General features: G+C 68.2%; 15 protein-coding genes and 1 tRNA gene. 10 read left to right on the top strand and 6 right to left on the bottom strand.

Annotated features, from left to right (window positions below; all coding sequences use genetic code 11):
* The first annotated feature begins 100 nt into the window (after positions 1-100).
* The 9 genes from dnaA to VGJ14_02590 all read left to right on the top strand — a co-directional run bounded on the left by dnaA (position 101) and on the right by VGJ14_02590 (position 11,805).
* Positions 101-1,549 carry a chromosomal replication initiator protein DnaA gene (dnaA, locus tag VGJ14_02630; GenBank protein HEY2831293.1) on the top strand — a complete coding sequence of 483 codons (1,449 nt, stop codon included), beginning with the start codon at positions 101-103 and terminating at the stop codon, positions 1,547-1,549.
* Positions 1,550-2,035: 486 nt separating this feature from the next.
* Positions 2,036-3,151 (top strand): DNA polymerase III subunit beta, encoded by a 1,116-nt coding sequence (gene dnaN, locus VGJ14_02625; GenBank protein HEY2831292.1) that lies wholly within the window; start codon positions 2,036-2,038, stop codon positions 3,149-3,151.
* Positions 3,152-3,193: 42 nt separating this feature from the next.
* Positions 3,194-4,072, top strand: a complete 879-nt coding sequence (gene gnd, locus VGJ14_02620; protein ID HEY2831291.1) for a decarboxylating 6-phosphogluconate dehydrogenase — start codon at positions 3,194-3,196, stop codon at positions 4,070-4,072.
* A 35-nt stretch (positions 4,073-4,107) separates the two neighbouring features.
* Complete coding sequence (gene recF, locus VGJ14_02615) at positions 4,108-5,322, top strand: DNA replication/repair protein RecF (protein HEY2831290.1); 1,215 nt, start codon at positions 4,108-4,110, stop codon at positions 5,320-5,322.
* Positions 5,312-5,827: a DciA family protein gene (locus tag VGJ14_02610; protein HEY2831289.1), complete on the top strand. Its 516-nt coding sequence runs from the start codon at positions 5,312-5,314 to the stop codon at positions 5,825-5,827. The genes recF and VGJ14_02610 overlap by 11 nt, the downstream gene beginning before the upstream one ends.
* A gap of 352 nt (positions 5,828-6,179) precedes the next feature.
* Positions 6,180-8,183: a DNA topoisomerase (ATP-hydrolyzing) subunit B gene (gene gyrB, locus VGJ14_02605; GenBank protein HEY2831288.1), complete on the top strand. Its 2,004-nt coding sequence runs from the start codon at positions 6,180-6,182 to the stop codon at positions 8,181-8,183.
* A gap of 40 nt (positions 8,184-8,223) precedes the next feature.
* On the top strand, positions 8,224-10,761 hold the full coding sequence (gene gyrA, locus VGJ14_02600; GenBank protein HEY2831287.1) for a DNA gyrase subunit A: 2,538 nt from the start codon (positions 8,224-8,226) through the stop codon (positions 10,759-10,761).
* Between the two features lie 6 nt (positions 10,762-10,767).
* The gene (locus VGJ14_02595; protein HEY2831286.1) at positions 10,768-11,616 is read left to right on the top strand and encodes a DUF3566 domain-containing protein; all 849 of its coding nucleotides are present in this window, start codon (positions 10,768-10,770) and stop codon (positions 11,614-11,616) included.
* 114 nt (positions 11,617-11,730) lie between these two features.
* Positions 11,731-11,805 (top strand) — tRNA-Ile (locus tag VGJ14_02590).
* A 24-nt stretch (positions 11,806-11,829) separates the two neighbouring features.
* Here the strand turns inward: VGJ14_02590 and VGJ14_02585 are convergent.
* The 5 genes from VGJ14_02585 to VGJ14_02565 all read right to left on the bottom strand — a co-directional run bounded on the left by VGJ14_02585 (position 11,830) and on the right by VGJ14_02565 (position 14,673).
* Positions 11,830-12,207, bottom strand: coding sequence for a type II toxin-antitoxin system VapC family toxin (locus tag VGJ14_02585; GenBank protein HEY2831285.1), 378 nt, complete (start codon positions 12,205-12,207; stop codon positions 11,830-11,832).
* Positions 12,204-12,443 carry a type II toxin-antitoxin system Phd/YefM family antitoxin gene (locus tag VGJ14_02580; GenBank protein ID HEY2831284.1) on the bottom strand — a complete coding sequence of 80 codons (240 nt, stop codon included), beginning with the start codon at positions 12,441-12,443 and terminating at the stop codon, positions 12,204-12,206. The genes VGJ14_02585 and VGJ14_02580 overlap by 4 nt, the downstream gene beginning before the upstream one ends.
* A gap of 193 nt (positions 12,444-12,636) precedes the next feature.
* Positions 12,637-13,389 carry an ABC transporter permease gene (locus VGJ14_02575; GenBank protein ID HEY2831283.1) on the bottom strand — a complete coding sequence of 251 codons (753 nt, stop codon included), beginning with the start codon at positions 13,387-13,389 and terminating at the stop codon, positions 12,637-12,639.
* Entirely contained in the window at positions 13,386-14,084 is a 699-nt protein-coding gene (locus VGJ14_02570) for an ABC transporter ATP-binding protein (GenBank protein HEY2831282.1), read from the bottom strand. Before VGJ14_02570 ends, VGJ14_02575 begins: the two co-directional genes overlap by 4 nt.
* Before the next feature lie 16 nt (positions 14,085-14,100).
* Complete coding sequence (locus tag VGJ14_02565; protein ID HEY2831281.1) at positions 14,101-14,673, bottom strand: helix-turn-helix domain-containing protein; 573 nt, start codon at positions 14,671-14,673, stop codon at positions 14,101-14,103.
* A gap of 73 nt (positions 14,674-14,746) precedes the next feature.
* Between VGJ14_02565 and VGJ14_02560 the strand changes: the two genes are divergently transcribed.
* Positions 14,747-15,628 (top strand): alpha/beta fold hydrolase, encoded by an 882-nt coding sequence (locus VGJ14_02560; protein HEY2831280.1) that lies wholly within the window; start codon positions 14,747-14,749, stop codon positions 15,626-15,628.
* 55 nt (positions 15,629-15,683) lie between these two features.
* On the opposite strand, the gene VGJ14_02555 is transcribed toward VGJ14_02560, so the two are convergent.
* Positions 15,684-16,163 (bottom strand): TSUP family transporter (locus VGJ14_02555; protein HEY2831279.1); only part of this gene is annotated, 480 nt, incomplete at its 5' end.

Raw genomic sequence — 16,163 nt, 5'->3', positions numbered from 1 at the left:
CCTCGGCAGAACCAGGACGAACCGACATAATTCGGCACATCCGCAAGCGGTAGCGAGGGATGAGTCAGCGCCGCGAACCACCGTCATATGGGGGACCACCGTGACCGACCGCGACCCAGACCTGACCGCCGTCTGGGATCGGGTGCTGGTGGACGACGCCGTACAGGCCCTGCCCCAGAACCACCGCGCGTTCCTGCGTTTGACCAGGCCGATTGCGTTCGTGGAGGGGACGGCGGTGCTCGCCGCCCCGAACGATTTCGCCAAGGATGTCATCGAGACCCGGGTGCGCGAGGAGCTCACCTCCGCGCTGTCCCGGGCCACCGGGCAGGACGTCCGGATCGCCGTGACGGTGGATGACAGCCCGTCCGCGGCGGGGGAGGACGGTGCACCGACGGATCTCGACCCGGCCGCAGCGGTGTACGGAGTTGTGGACGACGACATCGACGACGACGAGCCGGAGCCCGCTGCCTGGCCCACCGGGAAGGCGTTGTCCGGGATCAACACCGAGCGTGAGGCGCGGCTGAACCCGAAGTACGTCTTCGACAGCTTCGTCACCGGGGAGAGCAACCGCTTCGCGCACGCCGCGGCGGTCGCGGTGTCCGAGGTACCGGCCCGGGCGTACAACCCGTTGTTCATCTACGGGGAGTCCGGGCTGGGCAAGACCCACCTGTTACACGCGGTCGGGCACTACACCTCGAGCTTGTTTTCCGGCTCGCGGGTGCGTTACGTGAGCTCGGAGGAGTTCACCAACGACTTCATCAACTCCATCCGTGACGGTCGAGCCGAGGGTTTCCGCTCCCGGTACCGCGCGGTGGACGTGCTCCTGGTGGACGACATCCAGTTCCTGGAGAACAAGGAGCAGACACAGGAGGAGTTCTTCCACACGTTCAACACGCTGCACAACGCGAACAAGCAGATCGTGATCTCCTCCGACCGGCCGCCCAAGCAGCTGATCACGTTGGAGGATCGGCTGCGCAACCGGTTCGAGTGGGGCCTGCTCACCGATGTGCTGCCGCCGGAACTGGAGACGCGTATCGCGATCCTGCGCAAAAAGGCCGCCCAGGAACGCACGGTGATCCCGCCCGAGGTGCTGGAGTTCATCGCGAAGAAGGTCTCGGCGAATATCCGCGAGCTCGAGGGCGCGCTGATCCGGGTGACGGCGTTCGCCAGCCTGAACAAGACGGACATCGATTTGTCGCTGGCCGAGATCGTGCTGAAGGACATGTTGGCCGACGCGGCAGGCCCGGAGATCTCGCTGGCCACGATCATGACCCAGACCGCGCTGTACTTCGGGCTGACCATCGACGACCTGTGCGGACAGTCCCGGTCCCGGGTGTTGGTGACCGCGCGACAGATCGCTATGTATCTGTCCCGGGAGCTGACCGACATGTCACTGCCCAAGATCGGCCAGCAATTCGGTGGCCGCGACCACACCACGGTCATGCACGCGGAACGCAAGATCCGCGATTTGATGGCCCAACGCCACAGTGTCTATCAGCAGGTCACCGAGTTAACGGCAAGGATCAAACAGCAGAACCGGAACGCCTGAAGATTTGTTGTTCGGCCGTTCTCGAAATTCCGGACGGGCCCATTCTCGTCCTATCTCACATACCCACAGGTGTGAACAACCCTGTGGACTGAGAATTTCCTAAGAGGATTTTCGGGCCGTCGATGTTTCGCTCCTCGCGATGCCGGGTATACCCCAGACTCGCCGCCTGTGCACCGACGGTGGGGATCGTGTGGTCCGACCCGGGGATCAAACCGGGCATAGTTCGCCGCGCCGGCTGCCATCCACCGCGGCCCCGACTCCGTCCCCGGATCCGTCCACAACATCGCCGTTCACCGCGGCGCCTCGACCTGCACGGACGCCGTTGTCCACAGCATCCACCGCACCGATGTACTACGACTGCACATCGATATTTCTGGACATGCCACTACAAGTCCGACAGGTGCACACCTGCCTGGGTTCCGCGCGCGGGGCCTGCCAGACTGACCCCCGTCGGACGAATGGAGGCGGTGACCGGTGAAGTTCCGGGTGGATCGTGACGTCCTGGCCGAGGCGGTCGCGTGGACCGCGCGCACCCTGCCAGTCCGCCCCCCGGTTGCCGTGTTGGCCGGAATGCTGGTCGAGGCCGACGAGAACGGTTTGGCCCTGTCCGGGTTCGATTACGAGATCTCCGCACGAGCAGAGGTCTCCGCGGACATCGCCGACAACGGGCGGGTGCTCGTGTCCGGACGACTGCTCGCCGACATTTGTAAGAGCCTGCCCGCCAAGCCGATCGACGTCACCCTCGAGGGCACCAAGGTGTTGGTGGCCTGTGGCAGCGCCCGGTTCAACCTGTTGACGCTGCCGGTCGAGGACTACCCCACACTGCCGGAGATGCCGACCCGGTCCGGCACGGTGGCCGCCGATGTGCTCGCACACGCGGTCGGGCAGGTGGCGATCGCGGCGGGGCGGGATGACACCCTGCCGATCCTCACTGGCATTCGGGTGGAGATCGAGGGCGACATGGTGACGTTGGCGGCCACCGACCGCTACCGGTTGGCGGTGCGCGAGTTCGCCTGGAAACCGGAGACGCCCGGTGCCGCGTTGCAGGCCCTGGTGCCGGCCAAGACGCTGGCCGACGCGGCCAAGTCGATGACCGGCGAGGTTGAGTTGTCGTTGAGCGCGGGCGTCGGCGGGGCCGGGATGATCGGCCTGTCCGCCAATGGCCGCCGGACCACCTCGCGGCTGCTGGAGGGTGAGTTCCCGAAATACCGCTCCCTGCTGCCCGCGGAGTCCACGTCCTACGCGACCGTGGAGACCGCCACATTCCTGGACGCGGTGCGTCGGGTATCGCTGGTTGCCGAGCGGAATACCCCGGTGCGGTTGAACTTCGCGCCGGGCGAGCTGGTGCTGGAGGCGGGATCGGGTGAGGAGGCCTCGGCCACCGAGGCGATCGAGGCCCAGTTGGACGGACCGGAAATTGCGATTGCGTTCAACCCGACGTACCTGGTGGACGGGTTGAATGCATTGGACGCCGGTCACGCCCGGCTGGCCTTCACCACCTCGACCAAGCCCGCGGTGATCACCGGGGGCAGCGCCGACGGGGAGGCCGGCTCCGGGTCGGATTACCGCCACCTATTGATGCCGGTGCGACTGTCCGGCTGACGTCTGGCTAGACCAGATGCACCGGAGCGATGGGAGACCTCGATGCAGCTGGGATTGATCGGCCTGGGCCGAATGGGCGGGAATATGAAGGCGCGGCTGGAGGCCGCCGGACACCAGGTCGTGGGATTCGACCGGGACCCCAAGGTCAGTGAGGTCGCCGGGCTGCCGGAGTTGGTCAAGGCGTTGGAGGCGCCGCGGGCGATCTGGGTGATGGTGCCGCACGGCGCCCCGACCCGAGACACCGTGCACGAGCTGGGCGAGCTGCTGGAGCCGGGCGACATCGTCATCGACGGCGGCAATTCGCGGTGGACCGACGACGTCGAGAACGCCGCGCACCTGGCGCCGAAGCAGATCGGCTACATCGATGCCGGAGTGTCCGGCGGCGTGTGGGGTCGCACCAATGGCTACGCCCTGATGGTCGGCGGTGCGGACGCCGACGTGGCCCGGGTGCAGCCGATTTTCGACGCGCTCAAGCCGGAGGGCGAGTTCGGCTTCGTGCACGCCGGCGGCGTGGGCGCCGGGCACTTCGCGAAGATGGTGCACAACGGCATCGAGTACGGGCTGATGCAGGCCTTCGCCGAGGGCTACGAGCTGATGGTCGCCTGCGACGTGGTGAAGGATGCGCCCGCGGTGATCAAGTCGTGGCGCAAGGGCACGGTCATCCAGTCCTGGTTGCTGGACCTGCTCGACCGTGCGCTGGACGCCGATGACGACCTGTCGGAGTTGAAGGGGTATGCCGAGGACTCCGGTGAGGGTCGGTGGACCCTCGAGGAGGGCATCGACAACGCCGTGCCAATGCCGGTGATTTCTGCGGCGTTGTTCGCCCGCTTCGCCTCGCGGCAGATCGACTCCCCGTCGATGAAGGTGATCGCGGCCCTGCGCAATCAGTTCGGTGGGCACGCGGTGAGCACCTCGGGTTGACCGAGACGGTCGGCGCAGCCTGAGACGATGGCGGCGTGCGCGTCGAATCCCTGGAGCTGACCGATTTCCGCTCCTACGCGAGCGCGACGCTGGAATTACCGCCGGGGCCCTGCGCGCTGCTCGGCCTGAACGGCCAGGGCAAGACCAATCTGATCGAGGCGCTCGGCTACGTGGCCACGTTGGGCAGCCACCGGGTGGCTGCCGACGCACCGTTGATCAGACTCGGCGCCGAGCGCGCGGTGATCCGGGCCGCGATTGTGCGCGAGGACCGCCGCGCGCTGGTGGAGATCGAGCTGAATCCGGGGCGGGCGAATCGCATCAAGCTCAACCGCAATCCGGTGCAGCGGCCGCGCCAGGTGCTCGGCGTGCTGAACACGGTGTTGTTCGCGCCGGAGGATCTCGCCATCGTCAAGGGCGACCCGAGCGAGCGGCGGCGGTTCCTCGATGACCTGTTGGTGGCGGTGACGCCGCGGCTGGCCGCGGTGCGCGCCGACTACGACCGCGTGCTCAAGCAACGCAACGCCCTGTTGAAGACCGCCGGGGCCGGCCGCCGAGGCGGTCGCCGAGGCGGTAGCCGAGGCGATGGCGACGACAGCCGAGGCGGTAGCCGAGGCGGTGGCGACGACAGCCGGTCCGGACGCGGGGATCTGCGCACGTTGGAGACCTGGGATGCCCACCTGTCGCGCACCGGCGCGGAGCTGCTCGCGCACCGGTTGTCGCTGGTCAGCACGTTGGAACCGCTGGTAGAGAAGGCCTACGACGAGGTCTCCTCCGGCGGCGGTCCCGCGACGTTGGTCTATCGCAGCTCGCTGGGGCCCGAGCTCGATCCGGCCGCGGACCGCGAGACGTTGGAGGCCGCGCTGGCCGCGGCGGTGCTGGAGGCGCGATCCAACGAACTGGACCGCGGCATCTCCCTGGTCGGACCGCACCGCGACGACCTGATTCTGTCGCTGGGTCCGTTGCCCACGCGCGGCTACGCCAGCCACGGCGAGTCCTGGTCGTTCGCCCTCGCGCTGCGGCTGGCCTCGTATGAGTTGCTGCGCGGGACGCTCGGCACCGGCACCGATCCGGTGCTGATCCTGGACGACGTGTTCGCCGAACTGGACGTGCACCGCCGGTCCCGGTTGGCCGGGCTGATCGCCGGGGCGGAGCAGGTGCTGATCACCGCCGCGGTGCCCGAGGACGTACCGTCTGAGTTGACGGGTGCCCGCTACGAGGTGCGCGACGGGACGGTGAATCGTGTCGGATGACACCGAGGCGCCCGGCCCGCGCGAGGACCCGGCGCCCGGGGTGGACCTGGCCCGGGCGGCGCTGGCCCGGGCGCAGCAGCAGGCCCGCGCGGCCGGCGGCGCGCGTCGCCGGCTCCGGCCGGTGCGCGAAGCACGCGAGTCCGCCGACCGGGATCCGCTGTTGTTCGGCGCGACGCTCGATCGGCTGGTCACCGAGCGCGGCTGGCAGCTGCCCGCGGCCGCGGTCGGTGTGTTGGACCGGTGGTCGGCGATCGTCGGGGCGGACGTGGCGGCGCACACCGAACCGCTGGCATTCGCCGACGGCGTGCTCACCGTGCGGGCCGCATCCACCGCCTGGGCCACCCAGCTGCGGTTGATGTCCGCGGACATCGTGCGGCGGTTGAACGTCGAACTCGGGCACGGCAGCGTCACCCGACTCGATGTGCGCGGCCCGGACGCCCCGTCGTGGAATTACGGGCCGCTGCGGGCACGCGACGGGCGTGGCCCGCGGGACACCTACGGCTGAGCCCGGTGGCCAACGCTGATGTCATCCTCCTTGGCCACAATTCGGGGCCTCAGGTGGTCGACGCGGATGACGTCAGCCTCGACCAGGGGCGTTGTCCACAGGGTTTTCCACAGATGGGGATAGTTCCCCGGGGACAACTGTGGCCCACGCCACAATGGGCAGGTAGACCGTCACCCGTGTGGGGGGACACGTGGACGGGGGGTGATCGCGGCTCGGCGCCGTTTTGAGGCCCGGAAGGCCGGGTCGCCTGCCCGAGAACCAGTAGAATTGACGACGTGACCCGCCGTTCGGCGAGTCGAACGGGTTATTTAGGGGTTACGTGAGCGAAGAGATCGCGGAGCGTCTGGCGGTCATGCCGGAACAGGCCGCCGAACCTTCGAACAATGGCAAGCCCGCAGTTGGACATTCCTACGACGCCAGCGCGATCACCGTGCTGGAGGGGTTGGAGGCCGTTCGCAAGCGACCCGGCATGTACATCGGGTCCACCGGCGAGCGGGGCCTGCACCACCTGGTCTACGAGGTCGTGGACAACGCGGTGGACGAGGCGCTGGCCGGCTACTGCGACACCGTCGAAGTGACAATCCTGGCCGACGGCGCGGTGCGCGTGGTGGACAACGGCCGCGGGATCCCGGTCGACGAGCACCCGGCGGAGAAGCGCCCCGCGGTTGAGGTGGTGCTGACCACGCTGCACGCGGGCGGCAAGTTCGGCGGCGGCGGGTATGCGGTCTCCGGTGGTCTGCACGGCGTGGGCGTCTCGGTGGTCAACGCGCTGTCCATCCGGCTGGATGTGGAGATCTGCCGCGACGGTTACGTGTGGCGGCAGACGTACTCCGGCGGCGCCCCGACGGCCGCGCTCGCCCGGGGCGAGGCAACCGATGCCACCGGAACCGTGGTCACCTTCTGGCCGGACCCGGAGATCTTCGAGACCACCGACTACGACTTCGAGACCTTGCGTCGACGCCTGGAGGAAATGGCCTTCCTCAACAAGGGCCTGACCATCACGCTGACCGACGAACGTGCCGAACACGCCGACCCCGAGACCGGGGCGCCGCTTTCGTTCACCTATTGCTATGACGGCGGCATCGTCGACTACGTCCGCCACCTCAACGAATCCAAGACGCCCTCGCACCCGACGATCCTGTCCTTCGAGGCCGAGGACACCGATCGGCACATCGCGGTGGAGATCGCGATGCAGTGGAACCACTCATTCAACGAGTCGGTGTACACCTTCGCGAACACCATCAACACCCACGAGGGCGGCACCCACGAGGAGGGCTTCCGATCCTCGCTGACCTCCCTGGTGAACAAGTTCGGTCGGCAGTGGAACCTGCTCAAGGAGAAGGACGCGAACCTCACCGGCGAGGACATTCGCGAGGGCCTGACCGCGATCGTGTCGGTCAAACTGAGTGAGCCTCAGTTCGAGGGGCAGACCAAGACCAAGCTGGGCAACACGGAGGCGCGCACCTTCGTGCAGACGATCCTCAACGAACGTCTGGGCCGCTGGTTCGAGGAGAATCCCAAAGAGGGCCAGCAGATTGCGCGCAAGTCGATCGATGCGGCCAGCGCGCGGATCGCGGCGCGCAAGGCCCGGGATCTGGCCCGTAACCGCAAGGGTTTGCTGACCGGCGGCGGAATGCCCGGCAAACTGAGGGACTGTCAGTCCAATGAGCCGGAGCGCTGCGAGGTCTTCATCGTCGAGGGTGACTCGGCCGGTGGCTCCGCGGTCGGTGGCCGCGACCCGATGACCCAGGCGATCCTGCCGATCCGCGGCAAGATCCTCAACGTCGAGAAGTCGCGCATCGACCGGGTGCTGCAGAACACCGAGGTGCAGGCGATCATCACCGCGCTGGGCACCGGCATCCACGATGAGTTCGACGTACTCAAACTGCGGTACCACAAAATCATCCTGATGGCCGACGCCGACGTCGACGGTCAGCACATCCGCACGCTGCTGCTCACCCTGCTGTTCCGGTTCATGAAGCCGTTGGTCGAAGGGGGATACGTCTATCTCGCCCAACCGCCGTTGTACAAGCTGAAATGGCCCGGCGGTAAGGACAACGTGGAGTACGCCTACTCCGACCGGGAGCGCGACGCACTGCTCGCCGCTGGCGTGCAGGCCGGCCGGAAGATCCCCAAGGACGACGGCATCCAGCGGTTCAAGGGTCTGGGTGAGATGCCGGCCAAGGAACTGTGGGACACCACCATGGACCCGGGCACTCGGGTGCTGCTCCAGGTCACTCTGGACGAGGCGGCGATGGCCGATGAGTTGTTCAGCGTGCTGATGGGCGAGGACGTCGAGTCCCGCCGCAACTTCATCCAGCGCAATGCGAAGGACGTGCGATTCCTTGACATCTGACCTGACGTCAGCTCCGCCGCCCGGCGGTCGCATCGAGCCGGTGGGGCTCGAGGTCGAGATGCAGCGCAGCTACCTCGATTACGCGATGAGCGTGATCGTGGGCCGCGCGCTGCCCGATGTACGCGACGGCCTCAAGCCGGTGCACCGCCGCGTGTTGTACGCGATGTACGACGGCGGTTACCGCCCGGACCGCGGGTACAACAAGTGCGCCCGCATCGTCGGCGACGTCATGGGCTCCTACCACCCGCACGGTGACTCGGCGATCTACGACGCCCTGGTGCGGTTGGCCCAGCCGTGGTCGATGCGCATGCCGCTGGTGGACGGCAACGGCAACTTCGGCTCGCCGGGCAACGACCCGGCCGCGGCCATGCGGTACACCGAGTGCCGGCTGGCCCCGCTGGCCATGGAGATGCTGCGGGACATCGACGAGGAAACCGTCGACTTTTCGCCGAACTACGACGGGCGCGAGTCCGAGCCCAACGTGCTGCCGGCGCGGTTCCCGAATCTGTTGGTCAACGGCTCGGCCGGCATCGCGGTCGGCATGGCGACCAACATCCCGCCGCACAACCTGCGGGAGATCGCCGAGGGTGTGCAGTGGTATCTGAGTAACCCGCAGGTGTCCAAGCAGGAGCTGCTCGAGGCCCTGCTGGAGCGGGTGAAGGGCCCGGACTTCCCGACCGGCGCGCTGATCGTGGGCCTGCGCGGCATTCGCGATGCGTACACCACCGGCCGCGGCTCGATCACCATGCGGGCGGTAGTCGAGGTCGAGGAGAATGCCAAGGGCCGCACCCAGTTGGTGGTCACCGCGCTGCCCTACCAGGTGAATCCGGACAACCTGGCGACAAAGATCGCCGAGCTGGTCAACGACGGGCGCATCCAGGGCATCGCCGAGCTCAACGACGAGACCAGCGCGCGCACCGGCCAGCGGTTGGTGATCGTGCTCAAGCGCGACGCGGTCGCGCAGGTGGTGCTGAACAACCTCTACAAACACACCCAGTTGCAGGACACCTTCGGCGCCAACATGCTGGCGCTGGTAGACGGCGTGCCACGCACGCTGCCGCTGGACGCGTTCGTCCGGCACTGGGTGACCCACCAGATCGAGGTCATCGTCCGGCGCACGCGGTACCGGCTGCGCAAGGCAGAAGAGCGCGCGCACATCCTGCGGGCCTACCTCAAAGCGCTCGACGCGCTCGACGAGGTCATCGCGTTGATTCGACGCAGTCCCACCGTCGAGGAGGCCCGCACCGGCCTGATGGCGCTGTTGGAGATCGACGAGGCGCAGGCCACCGCGATCCTGGACATGCAGCTGCGTCGGCTCGCCGCCCTGGAGCGCCAGAAGATCATCGACGAGTACGACGATTTGATGGAGCGCATCGCCGGCTTCAACGCGATCCTCGCCTCCGAGGAGCGGCAGCGGCAGATCATCTCCGATGAGCTCGCCGCCACCGTTGAGAAGTACGGCGACGAGCGGCGCACGCAGATCGTGCCCTGGGACGGTGAGGTCTCCATGGAGGACCTCATTGCCGAGGAGGATGTGGTCGTCACCATCACCCGTGGCGGTTACGCCAAGCGGACCAGCGCGACCCTGTATCGGTCGCAACGCCGCGGCGGTAAGGGCATTCGCGGGGCGACGCTGCGCCAGGACGACATCGTCGAGCACTTCTTTGTCACGACAACCCACCACTGGATTCTTTTCTTCACCAACAAGGGCCGGGTCTACCGGACAAAGGCCTACGAACTGCCCGATTCCGGACGTGATGCCAAGGGCATGCACGTGGCGAATCTGTTGGCCTTCCAACCCGACGAGACCATCGCGCAGGTGATGTATTTGCGCGACTACACCGTGGCGCCGTACCTGGTGCTGGCGACCCGCGGCGGCCAGATCAAGAAGACCGCGCTGACCGAGTACGACTCCCCACGGCAGGGCGGGGTGATCGCGATCAACCTGCGCGAGGACGACGAGGTGATCGGCGCGCTGCTGGTGGCCCCCACCGACGACGTGCTGCTGGTCAGCCGCCGGGCCATGTCGATCCGGTTCACCGCGGACGACGAGGCGCTACGTCCGATGGGTCGGGCCACCGGCGGGGTGCGGTCGATGGCGCTGCGCGACGGCGACCGGGTGTTGTCCCTCGCTCTGGTTCGGCCGGACTCGGACCTTGTTGTGGCGACGGCGAACGGTTATGTCAAACGGACCGCGGTGGACGAATACCGCGTGCAGCAGCGGGGCGGTTTCGGCACCCGGGCAGCGCGCACAACGGACGATCGTGGCGAACTGATCGGGGCTCTCGTCGTGGTCGAGGGTGATCAATTGTTCGCAATTACCTCAAATGGCGGCGTCATTCGTACGGTTATCACAACTACCGAGCTTCGGCGTACCGGACGTGCCACCATGGGTGTACGGCTGATTGACGTGGCCGATGGCGACAGTGTGGTAGCGATCGCACGAAACGCCGAGGCCTTGGCTGATGAGGACTCGGACGCCGAACCCGGGGGAACTGGTTCGGACGTGGATGGCGACGCGCCTGCGGTCGTGACGGACCAGGGGGGCTCCGGGGGAGGCGCCCCAGAGGAGGACTGACAAGCGGTGGCTGACGAGAAGATGCGCGGGGGATTCGGCCGCGCCTTCGGGTTGGGAAAGGTCGGCGACGGCTCGGGGGAGCCGAACGCCGACGACTCGGGTGCCGCGGTGGCGATCGTGGTGGCGGACAGCGTGAGTGACTACGCGGCATCGCGCAGCGCTCAGCCGGTTGCCGACGTCACGGCCGCGTCGGAGTCGTCCGCCGAGACGGCGGACGCCGAGGCCGCACCCAAGAAGGCACGGTGGGGCCGTAAGCCCAACGCCGAGAAGGCAGAGGCCGAGGAGGCGGAGGCGGTCACGTTCGCCGAGACCGCGCCGATGACCCGGCCCGAGCCGAGGTTCGAGACCAGGCCGATGGACGCGCCGGTCATGCCGGAGCGGATGACCGTGCCCGCCCCGGCCAAGCCGGTGAGCAGCGACGCACCGGTGCCCAAGTCGCGGCTGGGCCGCGCGCGCGGCGCCGACACCGGCCGCGGTGGGCCGCGGGTGCGCCGGGCCCGGCTGAAGATCGTCAACATCGACCCGTGGTCGGTGATGAAGGTTTCCTTCCTGTTCTCCGTGGCGCTGGGCATCGTGCTGCTGGTGGCGATCGGCCTGCTGTGGCTGGCCCTGGACTTCATGGGCTTCTTCTCCACCGTGGCGAGCACCGTCAGCGACGTCAGCGGTAACCAGAACTCCAAGGGGTTCGACGTCGTCGCGTTCTTCTCACTGCCCCGCGTCATGGGCATGGCGACGATCGTGGCGCTGGTCGACACGATCATGATCACCGCGTTGACCACCCTGGGCGCCTACCTGTACAACCTGTCCACCGACATGGTCGGTGGCGTCGAGGTCACCCTGGCCGAAGAGGAGTAACGACCCTCCGGTCGGCGGATAAACGGGCCCCTGCGCGAAAGCGTCGGGGCCCGTTCGACGTTCCGGGCGATTTCGGCCCGGCCGGCGCGGTGGGGTATGGTCCTGCCGCACCCGGGGCCTATAGCTCAGCTCGGTTAGAGCGCTTCCCTGATAAGGAAGAGGTCGATGGTTCAAGTCCATCTAGGCCCACCCAGCTGATTGCGTGTGGCGCGCTTAAGCCCGCAGGATCGCCACGTCATAAGCCGTGAGTTGTTCATCGCGGGTGACGAGGGTGAAGCCACCGCCCTGGGCCTGGGCGACGAGCATGCGATCGAAAGGGTCGCCGTGGTGCGGTGGCAGTGCGCCCGCAGCCAACCCATCCTCGACCGTGATGGCCAACGGCTCGAAGCCGCTCGCCCGCAGGGAGTCGCCGAAATCCTCCGGCAGGTTCAGGCGGCCCGCCGCGGACTTCACCGACGCCTCCCACGCGCTGGCTGCGCTCACCACTTTCGCGTTGGCGGGGTTGAGGATCGCCTGCCGGGCCGGCGCACTTATTCGGTCGGGATCGCCCCAGGCCCACAGCACGACATGGGTGTCCAGCAGGAGCTTCACGAGCCGAGGCCGTCGAAGGCGCGCTGGACGTCGTCGGGAAGCGGGGCGTCGAAATCCGCCGCAATGCGGATACGACCCTGCAGCAGCCCCAGGGTCACGGGCTGGTGATGCCGGACCGGGACCAGCCGGGCGACCGGAACCCCGGCCCGCGCAATCACGATGTCCTCGCCTGCTGCAGCTCGCTCCACCAGTTTGGAGAGATTCGTCTTGGCCTCATGCATGTTCACCGTCGGCATAGACTAAGCTTAGCCCGGTCCTATTGGCGATACCAGCAGGTCCCACCACACAAAGAGGGCTGGTCGGCCGGGCGGACCGCAGGCGCCGGTCGTCCGGTCTCAGTTGCGGTCTCATTCCTCGCCGCCCGGGCACGGCTTTACGTCTCATCGCCACCAGTAGACGCTCGTGGATTCCGCGGGTGTCCTCTCGGCGTTATTTGTCGAGCTGGAGTTGCTGCCAGGCCCGGGCAGTCATCGCGGCAACGACGAGTGCGGTGATCGGGACCAGGGTCAGCTGAAGCTCGGAGACGTCGTCCGGGAAAACCGCCCAGAGTGCGGGGGCCGCGACCGGGAACCATGCCCCGACGCCCGCCGCCACCAAGATCTGGCCGAGCGCGATCATGACGACCGTGGTGGCGATTCCCGGGAGCAGTCCGCGGCCGAGCGTCGCCGCCCAGCCGGCCGGCGCGGCGAGCAGGCCGGTGAGTAGTCCGACCGCCAGGAGTCGGACCAATCCGGCGATGTCTGCGTCCTGAGGAAGGCCGTAGCCGAGGGCCAACCCGAGGGCGGCGCACGAGACGGCCACGATGACCGCGACCGCAGCTGTCCAGCAACCGAACACGATGAGCTTCGCCGTGGCGAGCGCACGGCGGGAAACCGGAAGCGCGAACAAACCGCAGATCGTTCCGTCCGCGAATTCGCGTCCGATCATCCAGCTGAGCACGGTGCCGAAGCCGAGCAGCGCCGCGGGAGCGCTGATCATCGCGGTCATCCCGGTGAGTTGATCCCAGCCCTGCTTGTCGGCGAGGGGCCCGAGCTTGGCGCGCGCCTGCTCGTCACCTCGGGCAATCGCCAAGCTCAGGGAGGCCGAGATCCCGACGATGCCGAGCACCAGCAGCGCGGTGGCGGAACGCACCACGACGGAGGAGGCGACCTTGCGATACTCCACGAACAGCGCCGGTGTCATCGCGCCCTGCTCTCGTCATGGGCGAGCACCCGGGCGAAGAAGGCACGCTCGATGTCGGGGCTGCCGGGCTCGAGTTCGCCGACCACCTCGCCGCCGTTCACCACAGTGATCACGTCGGCGATCCGGGCGACCTCGTCGAGGTGGTGACTCGAGACCAGGACGGCCGCTCCGGCGGCAACCCGGCGCAGGAGCAACTCGCGCAGCAGGACGACCCCGGAGGGATCGAGCGCGCTGGACGGTTCGTCGAGCACGATCACCTGCGGCGAGTGCTGCAACGCGACCGCGAGGCCGACTCGTTGCAGGTTGCCCTGCGAGAGCACGCCGACCCGCTTGTCGGCGTAGGGCCCCAACTCGAGTTCGTCCAGGGCGGCATCGACCACGTCCGGGATCTCGCTTCGCCGGACGCCGGCCAGCCGGGCCGCCAACTCCAGGTTCATCCGCACCCCGAGCTCGGGGTAGGCGAGTGGCGCGCCGACCAGGTGTCCCACCTGCATCCAGTCGGCCGGTCGCAGTCGGCTCAGCTCACGGCCGTTCAACGCCACGGTGCCGGAGTCCGGTCGGAGCATGCCCAACAGCAGTCGCAGCAGCGTCGTCTTGCCCGCACCGTTGAGCCCGACCAGGGCGTGCACGGTCCTGGACGCCACCCGCAGGTCGATGCTGTGCACCCCGGCGCCACCCGGAAAGACCCGGCTCAATTCGCGACATCCCAACTCAGCCATCGGCGCCGTCAAGCACGCCCAGCGCGCGCGTCACCGCGTCACCGATGGAACCGTCGTCCTGCTGGGACCACTCGACGAGCCCGGCGGCGACCGCGGCCAGGGTGGCCGCCGCCGCGGCCCGGGCGGTGAGCCGGTCCGTGCCGTCGCGCACCAGTTGGTCGACGATCAACTGCTCGGTCCTGGCGTTGCTGGCGAGCATCTCGCCCCACAGCGACGGCGTGGTCGCGACGACCCGGACCCGCCTGCGCTGGATCTCGCTGATCGGCTCGGGCAACTCCGCCCAGGCCTGGCGCAGCCCGGCCGTGGTTCGCGCCAACGCGCGCAACCGCCTCGGCTGGCGGGCTATCGACGCGGCGATGACCGGGTCATAGGGATCGTCCAGCAGCACCTGTGCCTTGGCGGCGAAGTGGCGGAAGAACGTCATCGGCGCGACCCCGGCCGTCTCCGCGATCTGCGCGACCGTCGTCTCCTCGAAGCCTTGGGACTCGAACAGCGCCAGGGCACAGAGCAGCAGGCGGGCGCTGGTCCGCTCGCGCTTCCCGCCGGCCGGGGATGCGGTGGTCACGGCACAATGTTAGCCACTAACATTGTGCCCGGCCACGCCCCTGCGGCCACCGGCCACCGGAGGCACAGTCCCGATGCTCGACCTCCTCCGTCCGACGACAGTGGCGAGCCTGCCCACCGGCCAGATCGAGTACCGGCTGGAACGACGCGGTGAAGCGGTCGTGCTGGTGTTCCACGGCGGGCACGTGCGGGCCGGGCTGGCACTGGGCGAGGAGGTCTTCGCCGAAGCCGGCGCCACGGTGTTGGTGCCCTCGCGTCCGGGCTACGGCCGCACGCCGCTGTCCACCGGCAGATCGGTGCAGGGCTGTACCGACGTGGTCCGGGCGCTGTGTGCCCAGCTGGGCATCGACCGGGTCACCGCCGTCGTGGGTATTTCCGGGGGCGGGCCGACCGCCGCGACGATGGCGGCGCGCCATCCTGACCTCGTCGAGCGCTTGATCCTCATCAGCGCCGTGAGCTGGCTGCCCTATCCGGACCGCTGTACCCGCCTGGGCTCGCACCTGGCGTTCGCCGGCCGGACCGAACGCCTCACCTGGGCAGCGGTACGCGGGCTCATCCGCGTCGCACCCGGCACCGGGCTGCGGATGATGCTGGGACGGCTGTCCACCCGACCGGGTGGCGAGGTCGCGACCGCGTTGTCGGCGCAGGACCGCGCCGTGCTGCTCGCCCTTTTCGCGCACATGCGCTCCGGGCGTGGGTTCCGCAACGACCTGCGCCCCACGCCGGACGTGACCACCCAAATCGACCAACCCACACTTGTGATCGCCACCCGCACCGACCGCGGCGTTCCCTTCCACCACTCGCAGTCCTTCGCGGACGTGATCCGCCGCGCTGAACTCATCGTCAGCAACGCCCCCAGCCACTTCGTCTGGCTCGGCCCCGACTGGCCGGTGATTGCCGCGCGGATTCGGGCGTTCCTCGAGGAGGACCTGCTCTCACCCGAGCCATCAAACTGAAGCGATCAACTCGCGGCCGGCACTTTGCCGCCCTGTGCACGTAGGTCCACTGCGCCTATCGGGCGGCCTGCACCAGGTAGGCAACTGCCAGGGCGACCGCGAGCGTTCCCAGTAGCCGTCGCAGCGTCGCCTCGGGCAAACGTGGCTGCAGACGTGCACCGAGGTTGCCGCCGATCAAACCGCCGAGCCCGCACAGCAATCCGAGCGGCCAGTCGGGCGCGACGTGGTCGCTCGAGCCGAGGGACAGCAACGCGTAGGTCCCGACGCCGACGCACGACGTGACGAAGGTGGAGGCCAGCGCCGCGGGAGCGACCACGGCCACCGACATCCCGCTGCCCACCAGCACCGGCCCCAGGATGGAACCGCCACCGATGCCGTAGATGCCGCCGATGAGGCCCACGACCAGAGCCAGGCCGGTGATGGTACGCGGTGACATCGCCGTTTCACGTGGCAGCAGCGCGGGCCGACGGAGCAGCAGCCATAGCCCGATCGGCAGCAGCACCGCGGCGGCGAGCAGGCGGAAGGTCCGCGGTCC

The organism is Sporichthyaceae bacterium (assembly GCA_036493475.1).
Lineage (GTDB): Bacteria > Actinomycetota > Actinomycetes > Sporichthyales > Sporichthyaceae > DASQPJ01.
Note: the sequence above shows the minus strand (reverse complement) of the source record. Positions and strands in the feature narration are given on the sequence as shown.